Raw genomic sequence first — 22,357 nt, 5'->3', positions numbered from 1 at the left:
CGAATCGGCCAATGAAGGAAGGGGTCCCATGCGTGCGAATCTGCGCAATCTCTCCATTGCCCTGCTTGTGGCGGGCTTCGCGTATGCGGTCGCGGCCGTCGTCATGTTCGCGGTGATCCCGGGCTCAGGCATGTCCGCGCGGTTGAGTTTCAACACCCCAAGCGCCATGGTCAACGGTCCATCGGCCGCGTTTCTGTACGGAATCTGCTTCGTCGTCACAGCCATTTTCCTGAACGCCGACGGTGTGATCGGTCTGCTCGCCCTGCGCCGTGAGAGGACCGATGCCATCGCCCCGATCACGCTGTTTCAGGTGATCGGCTGGATCGCCATGATCCTGCTGTTCGTGCTGGTCATCCTGAACCTGCTCGCCGCCAGCACCCTGTGGCTGCTGGTGTTCCTTGCCACGGCCGGTCTGTTCGGCGGTTCCGGCCACGTTGCCCAGCGCGTCAAGCAGGAGATCCGCGCCGAGGAGGGACGTAGGTACAAGGGCAGGGGAGCGCGGTAGCTCACCATTTCGGCGCGCCGATGATGCCGTCCGCCTTGTGCAGGGGGTCGTAGCCGCATTCGCGGATTTGTTGGGCTTGACTGTTGCTCGGATCGGTGTCCTGCAGGGCGTCGAGCGTCGCATAGGGGCCGGTACGGTTGCGCGAGTCCATCACGTACTCGTCCAGCGTGTACCCCTGCGGGGCCGCGCCGATGTCGATCATGCACTGGACCACGTAGGGACCGAGATCCACGTCATCCGGATTGCGTACGGCATTGCTGTACAACGTCCGGATGACATCGTATCCGGTGACCGTCTGGCACTCGTCCAGCGCCTGTGTTGAATCTGTTGTGCCATCCGACTCGTTCAGACGCTTCATGCTGAAGGTCCCGTTGGCATCGTATTGACCGTCATACCCGAGTTTGGATAGGCATGCGGCCATCGTGCGATCGAACTCGTTCATCTCGTCCACGGTGATGGTTCCATCCGCGATGATGGCCTTGGCCCGATCGGCATTGGGGTAGTCGTCCAACGCACGCTTGGTTTCATTGATTCGTGCAACCGAAAGCCGGACGTCGCCGGGGTAGGCGTAGACGGGTTGTGATTTCTGCTGGGTCTCCGTAGGCGACTGGTCGGCGCATCCTGCAGGAAGCAGTGAAAGGACACAGATGATCATTAATGGGAATATGATGTTCTTTCTCAAGAGAATCCCTACCTTACAATCAACTGAGACGTTCACTTCTTCGTTTAAATAACGACTTTGATGTTAATGAGGGCAATCCAGCTTTGACAAATGTGCTGTAGTCATTTGTTGACGGCAATTCACCGCAGGATATTCAATGTTGTGCAATGGCCGCGTGAAGCACCCAGCAGCCGTTTTCGGCACTGATGTTGATACTGCCGCCTCCATCGGTGATGGCATTGCGGTAATGGGCAAGACCGTGTCCGGCAACAAGATTGTGATCGGCATCATCTTGCCGACGAATGGCATTGACCTGGGTGATGGTGATTCGGCCATCACCGAAGACGATGTCCAGCGCATACCCGGGATTGCCTTCGGACAGATCGGCATGGCGGACCATGTTAGCGAACAGCTCGTCCACGAATCCCGTGAGGAGACGCCGATCCTGCGCGGCCAGGTCCGGTATCTCGCCGCGGATGCCGACGGAGCCGTGCAATCCCAATTGCTCCATACGCCGTTGGTGCGCGTCCAAGGATTCCCTGAATTGCTTCGCGAATGATGCAGTTGCCGAGCGATCCCGACTTTGAAGCATGGGCGATGCGGATGGGGCTGAATCGTCCAGCGCGCGAACGATGTTCCGTATGCCCGTTAGGCCATGAATTGCCCGTTCGCGCACGGTCCGCCATGCTGGATCGCCATCCAATCTCGATTCACCAACCATGGCGATGTAGGACAAATCGCCCGTCACCGAGTCATGGATCGCCCGTGCAAGTTCAAGGTCACGACGCAGCCGTTTTGTTTCCAACACCTCGCGCTGGGCATCCTGCGCGATGCGGCGCCAGCGGAATCCCATGCCGATGATCGCCGCCACCGCATATGTGGCGATGATCAGCATAATGCCCGGGACGTTCACACTCAGCACGTCATGATGCAGTGCGATGTCGATGACGGAGATTGCCGCGAATCCACATGCGGCGGATGCGGACCACGCCGGTCTGCGCTCGTATCCCAGTATGGCCAATGAGCAATAGGCGCCCAAGCCCAGCCATTGGTATCCGATGAGCATCGGATCGAACAGGTCGGCTGCGCTCACTGCGAGCAGCGCTGCGCCTCCCACGCTTGGCAGGAACGCCGACAGTATGATTCCAGCGCACTGCATGACCAGAAGCCAGCCGAATGGCGACAATCCCCGGCCCGACGTCTCGGGGTTGAATGCGACGGATATCATCGGCCACCAGTTCAGCATGCTGCCTGCCAGGGCTGCCACGCAGACCGTGAGCCTAATCCAATGAGGCCGTCCGTCTTCCATTGGCTTACTCATATCGGTGTTCCATAACCATCATCACCGCCTGCGCCAATGTTTTGGCGCCCAACTTCTCCTTGACGCGACGTACATGCGTGCGCACCGTCGACGCCGCCACACCCAGACGGCCCGCGATTTCTTCCAACGTGAGTCCCTGCATGCACAGATCCATCACTGAACGCTCCTGATCGCTCAATCGTCCGACGCCCTCGGCCGGGGTTTTGCGCAATCTGCGGAATGCAGCCTCCGAATCTTCGAAGGATACGCTTGGACTGCATGCGTTGAAGGTACCCCCAGTTAGCACCACGCCGATCGCGCGTCTAATCAGCGCCGGCGAATCCTTGACGACCAGACCCTGTGCGCCGGCCCGGGCCGCCTTAGCCGCATAGACTCCCGGCTCGAAGGACGTGATCGCGAGAATCCGGGGAAGAGCGCCATGTCTGCGGATCTCCCGGCAGATCGAAGGCCCGGACATCTCGCCCATTGACATGTCCAACAACAGCAGGGCTGGGCGCTGTGCGGCATCGAGACATCTTGCCACGGCGTCCTCGCCATGCGTGGCCGTCCACGTCACATCCAGTGCCTTGTGCCTTCTGCCCAGTATGTCCCGCAGCGCGGCGAGCGTGATGGCGTCGTTGTCCGCGATGGCAAGTCGAATGCGTCCCTCCATGTCATCCAGCCTACCGCTTCACGCCCGGTCATGCGCGCCCGCTATGATGTGACGGCGCTTTTCATTACGAAGCGGACGATACACAACGGCAAGGGGCGACAATTCGATGCAGGAACGGCAGGATCAGGACGTCATCGCACGCGGCGCGCAGGAGTTGGTGGGGGATCTGAACCCCCAGCAGTCCGAAGCCGTGCAATACCGCGGACCGGCGCTGCTCATCGGCGCGGGCGCGGGCTCGGGCAAGACGCGCGTGCTCACCCGGCGCATCGCGTGGATTCTCAGCCAGTTCGGCGCGTGGCCCAGCCAGGTTCTGGCCATCACGTTCACCAACAAGGCCGCGGCGGAGATGCGCGAGCGACTCGCCACGCTGATCGGACCGGTGGCAGAGCGCATGTGGGTGTCCACCTTCCATTCCGCCTGCGTGAGGATCCTGCGCCGCGACGGCAAGGCGATCGGCCTCGGCTCCGGATTCTCCATCTACGACACCGCCGACTGCGAGCGTCTCATCAAGCTCATCGGCGCGGACCTCAACGTGGACATGAAGCGCTACACGCCGCGCACCATCCTGGGGCGCATCTCCGACTATAAGAACAACCTCACGGATTGGCGGACCCAGCTCAGCGCCTACGCGGCCGACTACAAGCCCGGCATGCGCGGCTACCAGCTGGGGCGATTCGGCAACGTGGAGGAGCTGTACGCGGTCATGTACGCCGAGTACCAGCACCGCCTCGCGCTCGCCAACGCCGTGGACTTCGACGATCTGATCATGCGCACGGTCGAGCTGCTGCGCACGCAGCCCGACGTGGCCGCCTATTACCGCCACAAGTTCCGCTACATCCTGGTGGACGAGTACCAGGACACCAACCACGCCCAGTACGTGCTCGTGCGCGAGCTGGCCGGTGTGGACGCGGGAGGCCAGGGGGCGCAGGGGCCGGCGTGGATCACCGTGGTGGGCGATTCCGACCAGTCGATCTACGCCTTCCGCGGCGCCGACATCCGCAACATCCAGGACTTCGAGAAGGACTTCCCGAACGCGCGCACGATCATGCTCGAGCAGAACTACCGCTCCACACAGACGATCCTCGACGCCGCCAACGCCGTCATCTCCCACAACGAGGGACGCAAGCCCAAGAAGCTGTGGACCGCGCTGGGCAAGGGCGAGCCGATCGTGGGCTACGCGGCGGACAACGCCCAGCAGGAGGCGCAGTGGATCGCCACCGAGATCGCCCGTCTCCACGGCGAGGAGGGCATCGCCTACTCGGACATGGCGGTCATGTACCGCGCCAACGCCCAGTCCCGCTCCCTCGAGGAGGCGCTGATCAACGCCGGCATGCCCTACCAGCTCGTGGGCGGCACCAAGTTCTACGAGCGGCGCGAGGTCAAGGACGCGCTCGCCTATCTGCAGGCCATCGTCAACCCGGCGGACAGCGTGAACATGCGCCGCATACTCAACGTGCCCAAGCGCGGGCTCGGCGCCCGTGCGGAGGCGCTGGTGGCCGGGTACGCCGACGAGCATGGCACCGGATTCTGGCAGGGTGTGGCGAACCTCGAGCAAATCGAGGGCATGCCCACGCGCACGGCCACCAAACTCGGCGAATTCCGCGACCTGATGACCGGGCTCGCATCCTTCGCGGCCGCGCACGCCAACAAGCCCAGCGAAGTGGTGGCGGAGGTGCTTTCCAAGTCCGGCCTGCTGGAGGAGCTGCAGCGCAGCGAGGACCCGCAGGATGCCTCGCGCGTGGAGAACCTCTCCCAGCTGCAGTCCGTGGCTGCCGAATTCGAGCAGAACACGCCGGACGCCACGCTGGCCGGATTCCTCGAGACCACCGCGCTCGTGGCCGACTCCGACCAGTTGCCCGGCGAGAACGAGGATTCCGGCAAGGTCACGCTCATGACCCTGCACACCGCCAAGGGCCTTGAATACCCGGTGGTGTTCCTCACTGGCATGGAGCAGGGCACGTTCCCGCATTCGCGCTCGCTGGAGGACACCACCGAACTGGCCGAGGAGCGCCGACTCGCCTATGTGGGCATCACGCGCGCCAAGCGCAGACTGTATGTGACGCGCGCGGCCGTGCGTGCGCAGTGGGGGCAGGCGGCGGAGATGATGCCGAGCCAGTTCCTCGACGAGATTCCGGACGAGTTGATCGATTGGAAGCGCCGCGAGACGTCCTCCGAGAACCTTCGCGGCGGCTGGGGGAGCGGCTCGGACGACGAGTTCGGCGGTTTTGAGGACTCCGATGACGACTTCGGCGGATTCTCCTTCGGCGGATCGTCCTCGTACGGGTCCGGCTCCCGGTCGCGGTCGTCGTCCTATGGCGGCTCTTCGTATGGCGGTTCGTCGTATGGATCGTCCTCGTCGCGGGGGTCACGCTCGCGCAGTGGATCGTCGTCGTCCTCGTCCTACGGCCGTTCCTATGGTTCCGGATCGTCCTATGGCGGCGGCTCCTCCTATGGCTCCGGTTCCGGGTCGCGCGACTGGTCACGCGGCGGCACCCGCGGGGGCAAGGTGACCACACGCCGCGTCGCGCCGAAGAAAAGCGCATCGTCGGCCGCGCAGCCGGCGTCGTCGCTCAAGAAGGACAACAACCTCAACATCGCCGATTTCGCGATCGGCGACAAGGTGCTGCATGACCAGTACGGCCTCGGCACCGTGCAGGACACGCAGGACAAGGGCCGCAACTCGGTCATCACCGTGGACTTCGGCTCGCAGGGCGTCAAGCGGCTGATGCTGAGGGTTGCTCCCATTGAGAAGCTGTAGCTTCTCAATGGGAGCCTTCGCCGGCTTGGCGGCGGCTCACCTCGCCTTCGGACAGCCCACTGGGCTGTCCGTTTGACGGCTCGGCCATTGAGAAGCTATAGAGGCTAAGCGTGTGTGGCGCTCCGAGCGTCGTCCGGTCCATGGGTTGTGTGTAATATTGTCGATTGGTGTCTGCCGCCCGGCAGCACTTATCTGGAGTCTTAGCCCATCAACGGGTCGGAGGCGCGGAACCGCAAGGTTCCAAGCCGCTCGTGCAGTGCACGGTGAAGCGTTGGAGAGGCCGACTCAGCACCGGATGCAAGTCCGGTGTTCCGTTCAGATAACGACAGAAACAGAAAAGGTTCAAAGAACATGACCAATGTTCAGCGTTCCCGCCGTCAGGTGCGTCTTTCCCGCGCCCTCGGCATCGCTCTGACCCCGAAGGCCCAGCGCATCTTCGAGAAGCGCCCGTACGCCCCCGGCGAGCACGGCCGCGACCGTCGCCGCACCGAGTCCGATTACGCGGTGCGTCTGCGCGAGAAGCAGCGTCTGCGCGCCCAGTACGGCCTGTCCGAGAAGCAGATGCGCGCCGCCTACGAGACCGGTACGCACACCCCCGGCCAGACCGGCAACGCCATGCTGATCGACCTTGAGACCCGCCTCGACAACCTGGTCCTGCGCGCCGGCTTCGCCCGCACCACCGCCCAGGCCCGTCAGTTCGTGGTCCACCGTCACATCCTCGTCGACGGCAACATCGTGGATCGTCCGTCCTACCGCGTCAAGCCCGGCCAGACCATCCAGGTGAAGGCCAAGAGCCAGACCATGGTGCCGTTCCAGATCGCCGCCGAAGGCGTGCATCGTGACGTGCTGCCCGCGGTTCCCGGCTACCTCGACGTGAACCTGGCCTCCCTGAAGGCCACCCTCACCCGCAAGCCGGAGGTCGAGCAGATCCCGGTGCAGGTCAACATCCAGTACGTCGTCGAGTTCTACGCTCGCTGATCTGGATCTTCATTTAGGACATACCGAAGAAACCCCCGCAGCCAATGGTTGCGGGGGTTTCCTCGTTTTTGGGCGATTCGTCTGCAGAACCTCAGTCGATGATCGACGAGACCACGCCGGAGACGATCGCCATGATGATCGAGCCGAGCACCGACCACCAGAAGCCGTCGATGTACACGCCCACGCCGAACACGCTGACCGCCAGCCAGGACGCGAGCCTCATGAACAGCCAGTTCAGGATCAGCGAGAAGATGCCGAACGTGAGGATCGTCAGCGGCAGGGACACCATCTTGATAACCGGCTTGAGCGAGGCGTCCAGCAATGCCATGAACAAGGCGAACGCGACCACACCCCACAGGGCGGGCTCGCCGACCGGCTGCATGCCGGGCAGCAGCCACACCATCACCCCGGCCGCGACGGCCAGGGCCAACCAACGGGAAAGAAAACCACTCATGCCCACCATTATCCCCAAATCGTCGTCACGCATACGTCCGGACTCCGAATCGCCATACAAGATCAACAAAACGGTGGATTCGGTGAAGCCAGGACGTAGCGGGCGTGGAATAATCGAATCATGATCCTTCATCTGCATCTGGTCCGCCACGGGCAGACCTATTTCAACCGCTACAACCGTCTTCAAGGCTGGTCCAACTCGCCGCTGACCGAATCCGGCCTCGCCGACGCGGACAAGGCCGGCGCAAAGCTGCGCGACATGGATTTCGCCGCCGCGTACTGCTCGGACACCACCCGCGCCCGTCAGACCGCCGATCGCATTCTGGACATCAACGAGTCGGCCGGCCATCCGCGTCCGCGCTTGGTGGAGGACATGCACTTCCGCGAGCAGTTCTACGGCTACTACGAGGGACTGGACATGGGCATGGCCTGGTACGCGGCCGGCGCGCCCCACGGCGTGAAGACCTACAACCAGATCGTGGAGAAGTTCGGCTTGTCCGCCTCGCGCGATTTCCTCAAGGAGGCCGATCCGTTCCACGACGCCGAGTCGGACGACGAGTACTGGACCCGCGTTCAGGGCGCTTTTGCGCTGATCGCCGCCAATCCGGACCTCAGGGACGGCGACGACGTGCTGCAGATCTCCCACGGCAACACCCTGCTGAGCCTGGCACACCGCTTCGGCGGCGACGATCTGGATCTGAGCGAGCGCCCGGCCAACGGGTCCGTGACCGTGCTTGAATACGACACCAGCAAGCCCTTCGCGGAGGCCGTGAAGATCGTTTCGTACAACCAGTGAGCAGCCGGCGAGCAGCCGGCGGGTAGTCGGCGAACAGCCAGCGGGCAGCCGGCGAATCGTGGTCCGGCGTCCGATCGTGACGGCCGGACGCCAAGTCTTATATCCCGTCCGGTCCGGTGCGTTGGCTACGCTTGTGCAGGTATTGTGCGCATGGAAGTGCGCCATCAACGGAAAAGAGGTTCAGGATGGATGTAGGGCAGATCGCGGGTTTGATCGCGGCCATCGCCTTCGCCGTGCTCGCGGGCTTTACGATTTATCCGCTGATTCGTCTCGGCAAGATGTTCGATCAGATCGCCGAAACGGTCAAGGACACCGGCGACCACGCCCTGCCCGCGCTCGATGAGTCGGTGACCACGGTCAAGCAGGTCAACAAGTCGCTGGAGGACGTCAACAAGATATCCGCCGCGGCTTCGACCACCGCCAACAACGTGGGCGCCCTGACGGACCTGTACGGTTCGTTCCTCGGCAAGCCGGTCATCAAGGCCCAGTCCGCCATTTACGCGGCCAAGACCACCATCCAGTCCTTCCTCAACAAGCGCGCCTCCGAAGGCGGCGCCGAAACCGCGTCCGAATCCAAGGAGCAGTGATGTTCAAGCGACTCTTCTGGCTCGGCGCGGGCATTGCGACCGGCTTGGTGCTGGCCGCCAAGGCGCAGTCGTACGTCAAGGCGCACACCCCGGACGGGGCGAGGCAGTTCGTCCTCGGCCCGGATCAGGACAATGTGACCATCCGCACGCTCGCGGCCCTGTGGGAGGACTTCAACGCCGCCCGCGAGGCGCGTGAGCGCGAGCTCACCGGCCGCTATCTCAACGGCAGGTAGCCGATCGGGTCACGCCGTATGGCGAAGGGGCGGGCATGGCGCCCCCGAACTTCCATGCCATGCCACGAACAAACAATCAAGGAGTCTTCACGTTGCGCACGTCTGAAATCGCCAAGCGCTATCTGGACTATTTCGCAAAGCACGACCACCTCGTGGTGCCGTCGGCCTCGCTGATCTCGCCCAACCCCACCACCCTGTTCACCATCGCGGGCATGGTGCCGTTCATCCCGTACCTCATGGGCGAGCAGACCCCGCCGAAGCACCGCATGGCCTCCAACCAGAAGTGCGTGCGCACCCTGGACATCGACGAGGTCGGCAAGACCACCCGTCACGGCACCTTCTTCCAGATGCTCGGCAACTTCTCCTTCGGCGACTACTTCAAGGAGGAGGCCATCCACTACGCGTGGGAGCTGCTGACCACCCCGCAGGACAAGGGCGGCTACGGCTTCGATCCGGAGAAGCTGTGGATGACCACCTTCACCGACGACGAGGAAGCCCGCTCGATGTGGCGGAACGAGGGCGTCGACCCCGAGCACATCCAGATCATGGGCATGGAGGACAACTTCTGGACCACCGGCGGCCCCGGCCCCGGCGGCCCCTGCTCCGAGATCTACGTGGACCGCGGCCCTGCATACGGCGTCGAGGGCGGCCCGATCGCGGACGAGAACCGCTACATCGAGATCTGGGACCTCGTGTTCGAGAACTACGAGGTGGACAACGTCAAGTCCAAGACCGATCTGCACATCGTGGGCGAGCTCGAGCACAAGAACATCGATACCGGCGCCGGCCTTGAGCGTCTGGCGTACCTGATGCAGGGCAAGCAGAACATCTACGAGACCGACGAGGTCTTCCCGGTCATCGAGGCCGCCGAGCGCCTCTCCGGCCTCAAGTACGGCGAGGACGCGGCCGCGGACGTCAAGTTCCGCGTCGTGGCCGACCACGTGCGCTCCGCCCTCATGATCATGTCCGACGGTGTGCGTCCGAGCAACGTGGGCCGCGGCTACGTGCTGCGCCGCCTGCTGCGCCGCACCGTGCAGGCCATGCGCGTGCTGGGCGTGACCGATCCGGTCATCCCCACCCTGCTGCCTGTCTCCAAGGAGGCCATGGTCGCCAGCTACCCGGAGCTCAACGACACGTTCCACGACGTCTCCGAGGCCGCCTACGGCGAGGAGGACGCCTTCCGCCGCACGCTGGAGAACGGCATCCAGATCCTCGACGTGGCCGTGCAGAAGGCCAAGGAGACCAAGGATCCGATCGTCTCCGGCACCGACGCGTTCACGCTGCACGACACCTACGGCTTCCCAATCGAGCTCACCCTCGAGATGGCCGCCGACCAGGGCGTCAAGGTGGACGAGGCCAAGTTCCGCGAGCTCATGAACGAGCAGAAGTCCCGCGCCCGCGCCGACGCGCTGAAGAAGCGCCACAATGTGGACCTCAACGTCTACGACGACTTCAAGAAGACCCTCGCCAAGCCGATCGACTTCCTGGGCTACACGGATATGTCCGCCCGCGCCCGCGTGATCGGCATCATGCAGGAGGGCAAGGGATCCGTCCCGGCCGTCACCGGCCCGGCGAACATCGAGGTCATCCTCGATCGCACCCCGTTCTACGCGGAGGCCGGCGGTCAGCTCGCCGATCAGGGCGAGATCCTGTCCGACGACGGTGCCGTGCTCGAGGTGGACGACGTGCAGAAGCCCATCAAGGACCTCATCGTCCACCAGTGCCGCCTGACCGAGGGCACCCTGGTGGTGGGCGCCGAAGTCAACGCCAACATCGATCTGGACCGCCGCGGCGCCATCGCCCGCTCCCACACCGCCACGCACATGGTGCACAAGGCGCTGCGCGAGGAGCTTGGCCCGCAGGCCACCCAGCGCGGCTCCGAGGACGCCCCGAACCGCCTGCGCTTCGACTTCCAGTGGTCCTCCGCGCCGAGCAAGGACGCGATGAACGCCGTCGAGGCGCGCGTCAACGACCGTCTGCGCGACAACCTTGCCGTGACCACCAGGGAGATGAAGTTCGACGACGCCATCGCCCTGGGCGCCATGCACCTGTTCGGCGAGAAGTACGGCGACATCGTGCGCGTGGTCTCCATCGGCGAGGACGGCTGGAGCCGCGAGCTGTGCGGCGGCACCCATGTGGACCACGTCGGCAAGATCGGCGCGATCAACATCATGTCCGAGGCCTCCATCGGCTCCGGCGTGCGCCGTGTGGACGCGGTCGTGGGCCAGGGCGCCTACGAGTTCAACGCCCGCGAGCACGCGCTGGTCTCCCAGCTGTCGGACAAGCTCAACGCCCGTCCGGATGAGCTCGCCGAGCGCATCAACACGCTGCTCGCCAAGCTCAAGGAATCGGACCGCAAGCTCGCCGCCATGTACGAGGGGCAGCTCGCCGCGTCCATCCCGCAGCTCGTGGCCGACGCCAAGGCCTCCGCGGCCCCGGTGAAGGTCGCCGCCCGCAACGTGGGCAACTTCGGTTCCTTCGACGCCCTGCGCAAGGCCGTCACCGACGTGCGCGCCCAGCTGGGCGACGAGTCCCCGGTGGTCGTGGCCCTGGCCGGCGTGAACGAGGACGGCAAGCCCATGGTCGTGGCCGCTACCAACGAGGCCGCCCGCAAGAACGGCATCAAGGCCGGCGATCTGGTCCGCGGCGCCTCCAAGATCCTCGGCGGTGGCGGCGGCGGCAAGCCGGACTTCGCCCAGGGCGGCGGCCAGGACGCCGCCAAGATCGATCAGGCGCTCACGGCGCTGGTCAACGAGGCGCAGAAGGGCTGAGCTCCGCGTGTCGGTTTGGCTCGGCGTTGATCTGGGTGATGCCAGGGTCGGACTTGCACTGTCCGACCCTGAGCTCACCCTCGCTCACCCCGCTGGCAACATCCAGGCCTGGGGTGATTCATTCCACACCATCGATGAGGTGATAGACGTCATCGAGGACGAGGGTGTGTCCCATGTGGTGGTCGGACTGCCATTGCAGCTCGACGGCACGGAAGGCAAAAGCGCGAAGAAGGCCCGACGATGGGCCGCCAATCTGGTCAAGCGCATGGCTTCGGACGACGAAGGCCGCCAATTTGTTGATGGAACCGCGCCTACGGTATCATTGCTCGACGAACGTTTGACGACCGTCAGCGCGCATCGTCAGCTGCTGGAGGCGCAGATCTCCACCAAGGGCCATCGGCCCAAGGTCGATCAGCAATCCGCGGTCAACATTCTGCAGTCGGCATTGGATCGACACACACCGAGTGAAGGAGTATACGGTGGCTGAGGACTTCCACGATTTCTTTGCCGAGAATTCGCAGTGGGTGGACCAGAACGGTCAGCCCGCACCCCAGCCAACGGATCAGCAGCAGTCGACGGGCACGGTGCCGCCACCGCCCGCACCCCCCAAATCACGCAAGGACATGCGTCGTCGTCGCAGGCGCGCCAAACGCAGCGGACTGACCAAGATCCTGCTTGTGGTGGCGGCTCTGGCTCTGGTCGCGGTGTGCATTTGGACCACCATCTCCCTGGTCAAATCAGGCAAGGGCCTGTTCAGCACGCAGGACACCAGCTCGAGCGTGGTCAACGACTATGCGGGCCCCGGTGAGGGCAGCGTCGAATTCACGGTGAGCGAGGGCGAAAGCGCTACGGAGATCGCGCAGAAGCTCGTCGAGGCGGACATCGTCAAGACCGCCGGCGCCTTCACACAGGCCGTGGCCAATGCGGGCGCCCCGAACCTGTATCCGGGTACCTTCCAGCTGCAGACCAAGATGAAGGCGTCCGACGTGGTGACCATCCTTTCGGACAACACCAAGGCCGGCGGCTACCTGCAGGTCAAGGCGGGGGAGCGCGTCTCCGACGTGATCGCCAATGCGGCCAGCCTCTCCGGCATTGCGGAGGCCGATTTCAAGGCCGTGATCGATGCGGGCGGCGACGGCATCCTGCCCGCGGAGGCCAACGGCAAATTCGAAGGCTGGTTCGAGCCGGGATCGTACAACGTCAAGGGCCAGACCAGCGCGAAGGACGTGCTCAAGACCATGGTCGACAAGCGCGTCGCCAAGCTGGACAGTCTGGGCGTGCCCACCGGCGCGGAACGCGAGCGTCTGCTGATCATCGCGTCCATCGCGGAGGCGGAGGTCAACAGGGCCGAGTACTACGGCAAGGTCTCGCGCGTCATCCTCAACCGTCTGGACAAGGGCATGACCCTGGGCATGGACACCACCGTGGCGTACGGACTCGGCATCAAGGCCAGCCAGCTGACCAACGCGCAGCTCAACGACGCCTCGAACCCGTACAACACCAGGCTCATCAAGGGACTGACGCCCACGCCCATCAGCAATCCGGGAGACAACGCCATCCAGGCGGCCATGAACCCGGAGTCCGGCGACTGGCTGTTCTTCGTGACCACCAACCTGTCCACCGGAGAAACCAAGTTCACCACCGGCTCGGAGGCCGATCAGAAGGCCCAGTTCGAGCAGTACGTGCAGGAGTACAAGACCGCGAATCCCGGCGCGAACTGATCGTGTTGAGTGCCTGTCATCCTGAGCGCAGCAGGGCCACCTCAACGTCATCCTGAGCGGGGGCCGGGATTCCCCTTTCGTCATCCTGAGCGGAGCGCAGCGGAGTCGAAGGATCCTTCGTCATTTCGCGTTGGTCATTCGTGCGCAGTACCAAGGATCCTTCGCTCCGTTCAGGATGACGAAAGGACAACTTCCTTATAGATACGCCAGCGCCACGGCGATGATTCCCGCCAGCACGATCACCGGCGCATAGGGCATGTCCGACTTGCCCATGCGCCGGCCCAGAGCGATGAGCGCCAACCCGAGCAGCCCCATCGCCACCCACCAGTACAGCACGGCGATCCATCCCATCGCACCCACCGCCAGACCCACGAGCAGCGTGGTCGTCACATCGCCGAAGCCCATCGACCCCGGCACGATCAGACTCAGCAGCAATTGCAGCAGGGCCGCGCCAACGGAGATCACCACGGCGATCATCACCGTGAACAGCTGATTGGCCAATACGGCCCAGACCAGCAGAGCGATCAATTGGACGACGTAGCCGCCGGCCACCCACGTGCGGGGCACGCGACGGGATCTCACATCGCTGATGGAAATGGCCGCGCCACATAGCAGACTCGGCAACAGCACAAGGCATGGCATACCGCTAGACTATACCGGAGTCGTGTACGGAAATCTGAGAGGAGTTCGCATGTTGCGTTGGCAGACGGCGGGGGAGTCCCATGGCGAGGCCCTGGTGGCCATGATCGAGGGACTGCCCGCGGGGGTGCAGATCACCACGCAGGAGATCGTGGATGCGCTGGCCCGCCGCAGGCTTGGATACGGCCGCGGCGCCCGCATGAAGTTCGAGCAGGACAAGGTGCGTATGCTCACGGGCGTGCGTCACGGCTCCACGCTGGGCTCGCCCATCGCCATCGAGATCGCGAACACCGAATGGCCCAAGTGGACCGAGGTCATGTCCGCCGATCCGCTCGACCATGAACTTCCCGCCGAGGGCCGCAACGCCCCGCTGAGCCGTCCCCGCCCCGGCCACGCCGATCTGACCGGCATGCGCAAGTACGGCTTCACCGACGCGCGCCCGGTCCTTGAGCGTTCGAGCGCCCGCGAAACCGCCTCGCGTGTGGCTCTGGGCGCCGTGGCCAAGAACTTCCTGGAGCAGGCGCTCGGCATTCGCACGGTGGCGCATGTGATCTCGATCGGCGGCGTGGGCGTGGACGAGGATTCCCCGCTGCCCACCCCGGACGATCTGGAGGCGCTGGACGCCTCACCGGTGCGCACGCTGGACAAGCAGGCTGAGGCCCGCATGATGGAACGCATCGACGAGGCCAAGGCCGCGGGCGACACCCTGGGTGGTGTGATCGAGGTCATCGCCTACAACGTGCCGGCCGGTCTGGGCACCTATGTCGAGTCCGATCGTCGTCTGGACGCCGCTCTGGCCTCCGCCTTCATGGGCATCCAGGCCATCAAGGGCGTGGAGATCGGCGACGGCTTCCTCGAGGCCCAGCGCCCCGGCTCCCAGGCGCAGGACGAGATCGTGGTCAATGCCGACGGCCGCATCAGCCGCCTGTCCAACCGCGCGGGCGGCCTGGAGGGTTCCATGTCCAACGGACAGCCCATCCGCGTGCGCGCCGCCATGAAGCCCATCTCCTCGCTGCCCCGCGCCCTGAAGACCGTGGACGTGCTCACGGGCGAGGCCTCCACCGCCATCAACCAGCGTTCCGACGCCACCGCCGTCCCGGCCGCCTCCGTGGTCGGCGAGGCCATGATGCGTCTGGTGCTGGCCCAGTTCGCGCTGGAGAAGTTCGGCGGCGACTCCCTGGAGGAGACCCGTCGCAACGCCCAGGCCTACGTGGCTTCGTGGCCCGAGCACCTGCGCTGATCGGCGGTGCTGCGCGAATGAGCGACAACAATCACATTGCCGGCATCGTCAACGGGGGAGTGTTCCCCCGCGTGGTGATCATCGGCATGCCGGGCGCCGGCAAGACCCGCATCGGCAAGGAGGTGGCGGGTCTGCTGGACCTGCCGTTCGCTGACTCCGACGTGGAGATCGAGCATGAGGTGGGCACCCGCATCCCGCAGTACTTCGAAGAGCACGGCGAGCCGGCGTTCCGCGAGGTGGAGTGCCGGGTCATCTCCGATCTGCTGGAATCCTTCTCCGGCGTGCTGTCCCTGGGCGGCGGCGCCCCCATGTTCGAGGACACGCACGAGGCGCTCGAATCGTACATCGAGCACGGCGGACAGGTGGTCTATCTGGAGGCATCGCCCGAGGAGGCCATGGAGCGCGCCCGTCGCGCCGGAGGCCGTCCCATGCTCGCCGGCGATTCGGACAAGCGCTGGATGACCCTGTTCGAACAGCGCGACCCGGTGTTCGCCGCCTTGGCGACGACCCGCGTCGTGACGCATGGTTTCACCCCGATCGGGGCCGCACGAAAGCTGGTGGATATGATCAACGAACATCGCGTGCATGTTGGCGGAGCGGATCCGTACGATGTGGTGATCGGCGAGGGTGTGATGAATCATCTCGCCGAGGTGCTGGGCGACAAGCCCGTCCGTGTGGCGCTGATCCACACGGCCACGGTGCAGCGCCATTCCGATCGAGCCCGCACCCTGCTGCGCCAGGGCGGCTACGAGGTGAGCGACATTGTGATCCCCGACGCCGAACGCGGCAAGACCATCGAGGTCGCCAACGGCATCTGGCAGCGTCTGGGCGAGGAAGGTTTCACCCGCTCGGACGCGGTGGTGGGACTGGGTGGCGGCGCGGCCACCGATCTGGCCGGCTTCGTGGCGGCCACGTGGATGCGCGGCATCCGGTACGTCAACTGCCCCACCTCGCTGCTGGCCATGGTGGACGCCTCCACCGGCGGCAAGACCGGCATCAACACGCCGCAGGGCAAGAATCTGGTGGGGTCCTTCTACACGCCGGCCGGTGTGCTGGCCGATTTGAAGACGCTGGGTACGCTGCCCAACGACATCTTCACCGAGGGCCTTGGCGAGGTGGCGAAGTCCGGTTTCATCAAGGATCAGGCCATTCTGAGCATTCTGGAGGCTCATGCGGACGATCTGCGCCGCTTCGACGGATCCACATTCGCGGCCGCGGGAGCCGATGATGCTACGGGCACGGATGCGGGCTTCTCCGGCTCCGGCGATCTGGAGGACATCGTCGCGCAGCTGATCGAGCGCACGGTGAGCGTCAAGGCCTATCACGTCTCGGCCGATCTCAAGGAATCCGGCCTGCGCGAGTTCCTCAACTACGGCCACACGCTGGGACATGCGATCGAAAAACTCGAGCACTTCCGCTGGCGTCACGGCAACGCGGTGGCCGTCGGCATGGTCTACGCGGCCGAGCTGGCGCATCTGCTGGGCTATATCGACGAGGATCTGGTGGAATACCACCGCTCGCTGCTCGGCTCTCTGGGTCTGCCCACCTCGTGGAACGGCGGCTCCTTCGAGGACGTGCTCGCGCTCATGCACCGCGACAAGAAGGCGCGCGGCAACAAGCTGCGCTTCGTGGTGCTCGAAGGCGTGGGCCATCCGGTCCATCTCGACGATCCGCCGGCGGACGCGGTCGAGGAGGCCTTCCGCCGCATCCAGCAATAACCGATCGCTTACGGACAAGGAGATTCATATGACCAAAGTCATCGTCGTCAACGGCCCGAACCTTGGCCGCCTTGGCGTCCGCCAGCCCGACGTCTACGGCCGCCAGGATCTTGAGACCCTGCGCAGGCTGTGCGCCGAATGGGGTGCCGAGCTTGGTCTGGACGTCGAGGTGCGGCAGACCGACGACGAGGCGGAGATGGTGCACTGGATGCATCAGGCGGCCGACGAGAAGACGCCGGTCGTCATGAACCCGGCGGCCTTCACGCACTACTCGTACGCGCTGGCCGATGCGGCCCATATGGTCGGCGACGCTGGCCTGCCCCTCATGGAGGTGCACATCTCCAACCCGTCCGCGCGCGACGAGTTCCGCAAGCGCTCGGTCATCAGCCCCGTCGCCACCGGCACCATCACCGGCATGGGCTTCTACGGGTACAAGCTGGCCCTCGACGCCATCGCCCATCTGGTTGGTGCGGGGGCCGGGCAGACCGCCTGATCAACCATCCAAACGGTCAATTTGGACCATAGCGGTGCGTTTTGTGGTGCGAACTGTAACACAATTACAGAACGGACCGTGAAGAGGACTCTATCTGGTGCGAACTGTAATTCCGTTACAGTTCGCACCTTTTACCGGTCCCAAAAGGTATGTTCTGTAACGGATTTACAGAAAGTGCATTGAAGGGGTGTCCCCGCGGTACGTTCTGTAAATCCGTTACAAAACGAACGGTTACAAAACAAACGGTCGGCTTGCCCGGGGAATCCCCGCTGCGGTCAGTTTGCCGATCAGACGTTCCGGATTGACGATGTCATCGAAGTCCAGCCGAATGATCAGAGAAACACCCTGAGCCATCAGATTGGTTTCCCGGGCGCGCTCAGCCTGAACCGCCGCTTGGATGGTGTGTCGTTTCATTCCCTCCTGCGCGACGTATTTCGCCATACCGTCGTACTCCGCGACGATGATACGGTCACCGGGCAATCGCCATGTCAGATCCGCACGGTAAGGGGCGTTGGGATTGTTGGGATTGGCGAAGGGGCGTTGCACTTCCGGCGGCAGAAAGCCGTTGCTGATGATCAGCGCCCGTATTGTCGATTCTCCGCCGTTATCGCTCAATGCCGATGCATGTGCGCATAAAAGGCGGATGTTGCCGGAATCCAATCCAAGTGTATTGCACAGAATGTTCACCTTGCCGATCTGCACGCCTTGTCTGGCCGCAGAATCGAACAGAGGCAGGGCTTCGACGAACGAGTACTCGCCTCCGCAGTCCAGAAGCGTGCGTATGGGATCGGTGACCAACAGCCCGTTCACACGGATGCCACCGAAATCACGGATATATATGCGATGCAGGCGCCGCTCATCGCCTGGCTGATTCGGACGCGGGCTGGCGATGCTGATGACCCCGTCGCCGTGCAGGGACCAGGAATGGTCGTAGCTGTGGATGCAGGCGGCGGTCAGGCCCGCGAAGACCCATGCGGGATGCTGCAGGGCCAGGGCGCGCACGGTGTGGAGGGTGCGATCGATGGGATTGAGGGCGTCCCAGTAATCGCGCCGGGCGTACAGGCCGCGGTAGGGCGTGACGATCGAACCGCCGTGCACGCGTGAGGCAAGGGCTCGACGGTCCGCGGACGTGGCTCCGATCGCGCAGCGGCGATCGGCCTGCGCCTGGTCGAGAAGATGTTCGATGCTGGGGTTCGCTCTCATGATCGCACGGTAGGCATGAAGGCGACGCCGGGGGAAGCCGGACGGACCGATGTGGTCGAACGTGCCCCACTTGCATGGGGTTTCGGGCGTGTCGGCGCGCCGATTGTGGACAGACGTGTGGATGACCGTTCGTTGCAGGCCGGGAATAGCGGGGGAACACGCCGTGTCACACACGGCTGATAGTCTGAAGTTCCATGGTTAGAAGACAACATGGCAATTCGCAGGAGCACATCACCAAGCACATTTTCGTCACCGGTGGCGTGGTCTCCTCTCTCGGCAAGGGCCTGACCGCATCCTCCCTCGGTCGTCTGCTGCGCAGCCGTGGCCTGCACGTCCTGCAGCAGAAGCTCGATCCCTACATCAACGTCGACCCCGGCACCATGAACCCGTTCCAGCACGGTGAGGTGTACGTGACCGAGGACGGCGCCGAGACCGATCTGGACATCGGCCACTACGAGCGTTTCCTCGACGTCTTCCTGTCCCAGAAGGCGAACGTCACCACCGGCCAGATCTACCAGTCCGTGCTGCGCAAGGAGCGCGCCGGCGAGTATCTGGGCCAGTGCGTGCAGGTCATCCCGCACATCACCAACGAGATCAAGTCCCGCATGCGCGCCCAGGCGAGTGAAGACGTGGACGTGATCATCACCGAGATCGGCGGCACGGTGGGCGACATCGAGTCCCAGCCGTTCCTGGAGGCCGCCCGCGAGGTGCGCCGCGATCTGGGCAGCGAGAACTGCATGTTCGTGCACGTCTCCCTGGTGCCGTACATCTCCGCCGCGCACGAGCTGAAGACCAAGCCCACCCAGCACTCCGTCATGATGCTGCGCCAGCTCGGCATCGCCCCCGACGCGCTGGTCCTGCGCTCCGATCGCCCGCTCAACAAGTCCATCAAGGACAAGATCTCCCTGATGTGCGACGTGGACGAGGAGGGCGTGGTCAATTGCGTGGACGCCCCGAGCATCTACGACGTGCCGAGGATCCTGTTCGACGAAGGTCTGGACGCCTACGTGGTCCGCGAGCTGGGCCTGCCCTTCCATGACGTGGATTGGGACGAGTGGGCCGATCTGCTCGAGCGCGTGCACCACCCCAAGCACGAGGTGAACGTGGCGATCGTGGGCAAGTACATCGATCTGCCGGACGCCTACCTGTCCGTCACCGAGGCCATTAAGGCCGGCGGCTTCGCCAACTGGGCCAAGGTCAACGTCAAGTGGGTCAAGGCCGACACGTGCGAGACCGAGGAGGGCGCCGCCGCGGCGCTCGATCGGATCGACGGCATCGTGGTCCCTGGAGGCTTTGGCATCCGCGGCGTGGACGGCAAGATCGGCGCCCTTCGCTACGCCCGCGAGCATGGTCTGCCGGCGCTCGGCCTGTGCCTGGGCCTGCAGTGCATGGTGATCGAATACGCTCGCCACGTGCTGGAGCTTGAGGATGCGAACTCCTCCGAGTTCGAGCAGGACTGCGCCAACCCGGTCATCGCCACCATGGAGGAGCAGAAGGACATCGTGGCCGGCAAGGGCGACATGGGCCACACCATGCGCCTCGGCTCCTACCCGGCCGAGCTCGAGGAGGGCTCGCTGGTCGCCGAGCTGTACGGCACCACGCACGTCACCGAGCGCCACCGCCACCGCTACGAGGTCAACGTGGCGTACAAGGACCGCCTGCGCGAGGGTGGCCTGAGGATCTCCGGCCAGAGCCCGGACGGCGAGCTCACCGAGTTCGTGGAGCTGCCGCAGGACGTTCACCCGTTCTACGTGGGCACCCAGGCGCACCCGGAGTTCAAGTCCCGCCCGACCAAGCCGCACCCGCTGTTCGCCGGCCTCGTCAAGGCCGCGCTGGATCATCAGGCCGCGCGCTGAGTCCGTTGCATGGAACGGACGTGCGCTGACGTGATCCGCTGATTCGCGAAACCCAACTCCCTCCCCATACCGCAAGGCGCGGAAAGCGCCGGGCGCCCGGGGGAGGGAGTTTTGTTATGTGCGCCACATTGTTATGTGCGCCACATTGCGGCGGGGCGTTATCGCCCTCGGCAAAGAAGCGGTTCATATGCTTGCCCGTGGGGTGGCGTCTAGTGAGGGGTTCTGTTAGTTTTGCGTAGGACCGTGTGTGACATTGAATGGAGGCAGTACGCAGGTGAGTGACGAAACGACGTCCAACGCCGCGTCCGACGTGGAGATGAGCCAGTACGTGGCCGATCGCTCCCGCGTGAACGAGGACAAAATCAAAAAGGATGACGAGATCATCCAGCAATTCGGCGACTACAACTACGGCTGGCATGATTCCGATGCGGCCGGCGAGGCCGCCAAGAAGGGCATCGACGAGAACGTGGTGCGCGCGATCAGCGCGGACAAGCACGAGCCCCAGTGGATGCTCGACATGAGGCTCAGGGGCTACAAGGCCTTCCTCGAAAAGCCCATGCCCACGTGGGGTGTGGACCTGTCCGGCTTCAACGCCGACGATTTCAAGTACTACGTCAAGCCGGTGGACAAGCAGGCGAAGACCTGGGACGAGCTGCCGGACGACATTCGCAAGACCTACGACAGGCTCGGCATCCCCGAGGCGGAGAAGAACCGTCTGGTCTCCGGCGTGGCCGCCCAGTACGAGTCCGAGGTGATCTACAACTCCATCCAGGAGGATCTGGCCAAGCAGGGCGTGATCTTCGTGGACACGGACACCGCCGTGCGCGAGTATCCGGATCTGGTCCGCAAGTATTTCGGCACCGTGGTGAGCCCGGAGGACAACAAGTTCGGCGCCCTGAACACCGCCGCATGGTCCGGCGGCTCGTTCGTCTACGTGCCGAAGGGCGTGCACGTGGACATCCCGCTGCAGGCGTACTTCCGCATCAACACCCCGAACATGGGGCAGTTCGAGCGCACCCTGATCATCGCCGACGAAGGCTCCTACGTGCACTACGTGGAGGGCTGCACGGCCCCGATCTACTCCACCGACTCGCTGCACGCGGCCATCGTGGAGATCATCGTGGAGAAGCACGCCCGTGTGCGCTACACCACCGTGCAGAACTGGTCGAACAACGTGTACAACCTGGTCACCCAGCGCGCCTACGTGCGCGAGGGCGGCACCATGGAGTGGGTCGACGGCAACATCGGATCCAAGGCCACCATGAAGTACCCGGCTTGCATCCTCGCCGAGCCGTACGCCAAGGCCAGCACCATGTCGCTCGGCTTCGCCGGCAAGGGCCAGTACCAGGACACCGGCGCGAAGATGATCCATCTCGCCCCGCACACCAGCTCCACGATCGTCGCCAAGTCGATCTCCCGCGGCGGCGGCCGTTCCGCGTACCGCGGTCTGGTCAAGATCGTCAAGGGCGCCTACGGCTCCTCCAACTCCACGGTGTGCGACGCGCTGCTCGTGGACGATTTCTCCCGTTCGGACACGTACCCGCATGTGGATGTGCGCGAGGACGACGTCTCCATGGCCCACGAGGCCACGGTCTCCAAGGTCTCCGAGGATCAGCTGTTCTACCTCATGAGCCGAGGGCTCACGGAGGAGGAGGCCATGGGCATGATCGTGCGCGGCTTCGTGGAGCCGATCTCGCGCGAGCTGCCGATGGAGTACGCGCTTGAATTGAACCGATTGGTCGAACTGCAGATGGAAGGATCGGTGGGCTGAT

Annotated in this window: 20 protein-coding genes; 14 read left to right on the top strand and 6 right to left on the bottom strand. The window is 64.2% G+C overall.

What is annotated here, in order from left to right:
• Positions 1-28 precede the first annotated feature (28 nt).
• A complete protein-coding gene (locus EMO90_RS02925; RefSeq protein ID WP_150353003.1) occupies positions 29-505 on the top strand; it encodes a hypothetical protein in 477 nt (158 codons plus the stop codon).
• Between the two features lies 1 nt (position 506).
• Here EMO90_RS02925 and EMO90_RS02920 read toward each other — a convergent pair whose 3' ends face one another.
• The 3 genes from EMO90_RS02920 to EMO90_RS02910 all read right to left on the bottom strand — a co-directional run bounded on the left by EMO90_RS02920 (position 507) and on the right by EMO90_RS02910 (position 3,139).
• Positions 507-1,160, bottom strand: coding sequence for a hypothetical protein (locus EMO90_RS02920; protein WP_150353002.1), 654 nt, complete (start codon positions 1,158-1,160; stop codon positions 507-509).
• A 160-nt stretch (positions 1,161-1,320) separates the two neighbouring features.
• Positions 1,321-2,433 (bottom strand): sensor histidine kinase, encoded by a 1,113-nt coding sequence (locus tag EMO90_RS02915; protein WP_150353001.1) that lies wholly within the window; start codon positions 2,431-2,433, stop codon positions 1,321-1,323.
• A 46-nt stretch (positions 2,434-2,479) separates the two neighbouring features.
• The gene (locus EMO90_RS02910; protein WP_150353000.1) at positions 2,480-3,139 is read right to left on the bottom strand and encodes a response regulator transcription factor; all 660 of its coding nucleotides are present in this window, start codon (positions 3,137-3,139) and stop codon (positions 2,480-2,482) included.
• A 106-nt stretch (positions 3,140-3,245) separates the two neighbouring features.
• Between EMO90_RS02910 and EMO90_RS02905 the strand changes: the two genes are divergently transcribed.
• Entirely contained in the window at positions 3,246-5,897 is a 2,652-nt protein-coding gene (locus EMO90_RS02905; RefSeq protein ID WP_150352999.1) for an ATP-dependent helicase, read from the top strand.
• A gap of 351 nt (positions 5,898-6,248) precedes the next feature.
• Positions 6,249-6,875, top strand: coding sequence for a 30S ribosomal protein S4 (gene rpsD, locus EMO90_RS02900; RefSeq protein ID WP_150352998.1), 627 nt, complete (start codon positions 6,249-6,251; stop codon positions 6,873-6,875).
• Between the two features lie 91 nt (positions 6,876-6,966).
• Here rpsD and EMO90_RS02895 read toward each other — a convergent pair whose 3' ends face one another.
• Positions 6,967-7,329, bottom strand: coding sequence for a phage holin family protein (locus tag EMO90_RS02895; protein WP_150352997.1), 363 nt, complete (start codon positions 7,327-7,329; stop codon positions 6,967-6,969).
• Between the two features lie 120 nt (positions 7,330-7,449).
• On the opposite strand from EMO90_RS02895, the gene EMO90_RS02890 reads away from it, so the two are divergent.
• From EMO90_RS02890 to mltG, 6 genes are all read left to right on the top strand, one after another.
• Positions 7,450-8,124 carry a histidine phosphatase family protein gene (locus EMO90_RS02890; RefSeq protein ID WP_150352996.1) on the top strand — a complete coding sequence of 225 codons (675 nt, stop codon included), beginning with the start codon at positions 7,450-7,452 and terminating at the stop codon, positions 8,122-8,124.
• Between the two features lie 185 nt (positions 8,125-8,309).
• Positions 8,310-8,711: a DUF948 domain-containing protein gene (locus EMO90_RS02885; RefSeq protein ID WP_150352995.1), complete on the top strand. Its 402-nt coding sequence runs from the start codon at positions 8,310-8,312 to the stop codon at positions 8,709-8,711.
• Positions 8,711-8,944, top strand: a complete 234-nt coding sequence (locus EMO90_RS02880) for a hypothetical protein (RefSeq protein ID WP_150352994.1) — start codon at positions 8,711-8,713, stop codon at positions 8,942-8,944. Before EMO90_RS02885 ends, EMO90_RS02880 begins: the two co-directional genes overlap by 1 nt.
• A 92-nt stretch (positions 8,945-9,036) precedes the next feature.
• A complete protein-coding gene (gene alaS, locus EMO90_RS02875; RefSeq protein WP_150352993.1) occupies positions 9,037-11,715 on the top strand; it encodes an alanine--tRNA ligase in 2,679 nt (892 codons plus the stop codon).
• 7 nt (positions 11,716-11,722) lie between these two features.
• Positions 11,723-12,202 (top strand): Holliday junction resolvase RuvX, encoded by a 480-nt coding sequence (ruvX, locus tag EMO90_RS02870; RefSeq protein WP_150352992.1) that lies wholly within the window; start codon positions 11,723-11,725, stop codon positions 12,200-12,202.
• Positions 12,195-13,436, top strand: a complete 1,242-nt coding sequence (gene mltG / locus EMO90_RS02865; RefSeq protein ID WP_150352991.1) for an endolytic transglycosylase MltG — start codon at positions 12,195-12,197, stop codon at positions 13,434-13,436. Before ruvX ends, mltG begins: the two co-directional genes overlap by 8 nt.
• A gap of 195 nt (positions 13,437-13,631) precedes the next feature.
• Here the strand turns inward: mltG and EMO90_RS02860 are convergent, their stop codons facing one another.
• Positions 13,632-14,018, bottom strand: coding sequence for a peptidase A24 (locus tag EMO90_RS02860; RefSeq protein WP_223851257.1), 387 nt, complete (start codon positions 14,016-14,018; stop codon positions 13,632-13,634).
• 109 nt (positions 14,019-14,127) lie between these two features.
• On the opposite strand from EMO90_RS02860, the gene aroC reads away from it, so the two are divergent.
• Genes aroC through aroQ form a run of 3 tightly spaced genes read left to right on the top strand, consistent with a single transcriptional unit; the run spans position 14,128 to position 17,526 of the window.
• The gene (gene aroC, locus EMO90_RS02855) at positions 14,128-15,315 is read left to right on the top strand and encodes a chorismate synthase (protein ID WP_150352989.1); all 1,188 of its coding nucleotides are present in this window, start codon (positions 14,128-14,130) and stop codon (positions 15,313-15,315) included.
• A 17-nt stretch (positions 15,316-15,332) separates the two neighbouring features.
• Positions 15,333-17,033 (top strand): bifunctional shikimate kinase/3-dehydroquinate synthase, encoded by a 1,701-nt coding sequence (locus tag EMO90_RS02850; RefSeq protein ID WP_150352988.1) that lies wholly within the window; start codon positions 15,333-15,335, stop codon positions 17,031-17,033.
• 28 nt (positions 17,034-17,061) lie between these two features.
• Positions 17,062-17,526: a type II 3-dehydroquinate dehydratase gene (gene aroQ, locus EMO90_RS02845; RefSeq protein WP_150352987.1), complete on the top strand. Its 465-nt coding sequence runs from the start codon at positions 17,062-17,064 to the stop codon at positions 17,524-17,526.
• A 231-nt stretch (positions 17,527-17,757) separates the two neighbouring features.
• Here aroQ and EMO90_RS02840 read toward each other — a convergent pair whose 3' ends face one another.
• A complete protein-coding gene (locus EMO90_RS02840; RefSeq protein WP_150352986.1) occupies positions 17,758-18,729 on the bottom strand; it encodes a hypothetical protein in 972 nt (323 codons plus the stop codon).
• A gap of 194 nt (positions 18,730-18,923) precedes the next feature.
• Between EMO90_RS02840 and EMO90_RS02835 the strand changes: the two genes are divergently transcribed.
• Together EMO90_RS02835 and sufB are read left to right on the top strand one after the other, a co-directional pair.
• The gene (locus EMO90_RS02835; protein WP_150352985.1) at positions 18,924-20,585 is read left to right on the top strand and encodes a CTP synthase; all 1,662 of its coding nucleotides are present in this window, start codon (positions 18,924-18,926) and stop codon (positions 20,583-20,585) included.
• A gap of 316 nt (positions 20,586-20,901) precedes the next feature.
• Complete coding sequence (gene sufB, locus EMO90_RS02830) at positions 20,902-22,356, top strand: Fe-S cluster assembly protein SufB (protein ID WP_217624955.1); 1,455 nt, start codon at positions 20,902-20,904, stop codon at positions 22,354-22,356.
• Position 22,357 lies beyond the last annotated feature (1 nt).

Origin of the sequence: Bifidobacterium vespertilionis (genome assembly GCF_008698145.1) — a bacterium.
Classification (GTDB): domain Bacteria; phylum Actinomycetota; class Actinomycetes; order Actinomycetales; family Bifidobacteriaceae; genus Bifidobacterium; species Bifidobacterium vespertilionis.
Note: the sequence above shows the minus strand (reverse complement) of the source record. Positions and strands in the feature narration are given on the sequence as shown.

Bases quoted from the DNA above. Each gene is read 5' to 3' on its own strand.
- EMO90_RS02925 (WP_150353003.1), top strand. From the start codon at position 29: ATGCGTGCGAATCTGCGCAATCTCTCCATTGCCCTGCTTGTGGCGGGC.
- EMO90_RS02920 (WP_150353002.1), bottom strand. From the start codon at position 1,160: ATGATCATCTGTGTCCTTTCACTGCTTCCTGCAGGATGCGCCGACCAG.
- EMO90_RS02910 (WP_150353000.1), bottom strand. From the start codon at position 3,139: ATGGAGGGACGCATTCGACTTGCCATCGCGGACAACGACGCCATCACG.
- EMO90_RS02905 (WP_150352999.1), top strand. From the start codon at position 3,246: ATGCAGGAACGGCAGGATCAGGACGTCATCGCACGCGGCGCGCAGGAG.
- rpsD (WP_150352998.1), top strand. From the start codon at position 6,249: ATGACCAATGTTCAGCGTTCCCGCCGTCAGGTGCGTCTTTCCCGCGCC.
- EMO90_RS02895 (WP_150352997.1), bottom strand. From the start codon at position 7,329: ATGAGTGGTTTTCTTTCCCGTTGGTTGGCCCTGGCCGTCGCGGCCGGG.
- EMO90_RS02890 (WP_150352996.1), top strand. From the start codon at position 7,450: ATGATCCTTCATCTGCATCTGGTCCGCCACGGGCAGACCTATTTCAAC.
- EMO90_RS02885 (WP_150352995.1), top strand. From the start codon at position 8,310: ATGGATGTAGGGCAGATCGCGGGTTTGATCGCGGCCATCGCCTTCGCC.
- EMO90_RS02880 (WP_150352994.1), top strand. From the start codon at position 8,711: ATGTTCAAGCGACTCTTCTGGCTCGGCGCGGGCATTGCGACCGGCTTG.
- aroC (WP_150352989.1), top strand. From the start codon at position 14,128: ATGTTGCGTTGGCAGACGGCGGGGGAGTCCCATGGCGAGGCCCTGGTG.
- EMO90_RS02850 (WP_150352988.1), top strand. From the start codon at position 15,333: ATGAGCGACAACAATCACATTGCCGGCATCGTCAACGGGGGAGTGTTC.
- aroQ (WP_150352987.1), top strand. From the start codon at position 17,062: ATGACCAAAGTCATCGTCGTCAACGGCCCGAACCTTGGCCGCCTTGGC.
- EMO90_RS02840 (WP_150352986.1), bottom strand. From the start codon at position 18,729: ATGAGAGCGAACCCCAGCATCGAACATCTTCTCGACCAGGCGCAGGCC.
- EMO90_RS02835 (WP_150352985.1), top strand. From the start codon at position 18,924: ATGGTTAGAAGACAACATGGCAATTCGCAGGAGCACATCACCAAGCAC.
- sufB (WP_217624955.1), top strand. From the start codon at position 20,902: ATGAGCCAGTACGTGGCCGATCGCTCCCGCGTGAACGAGGACAAAATC.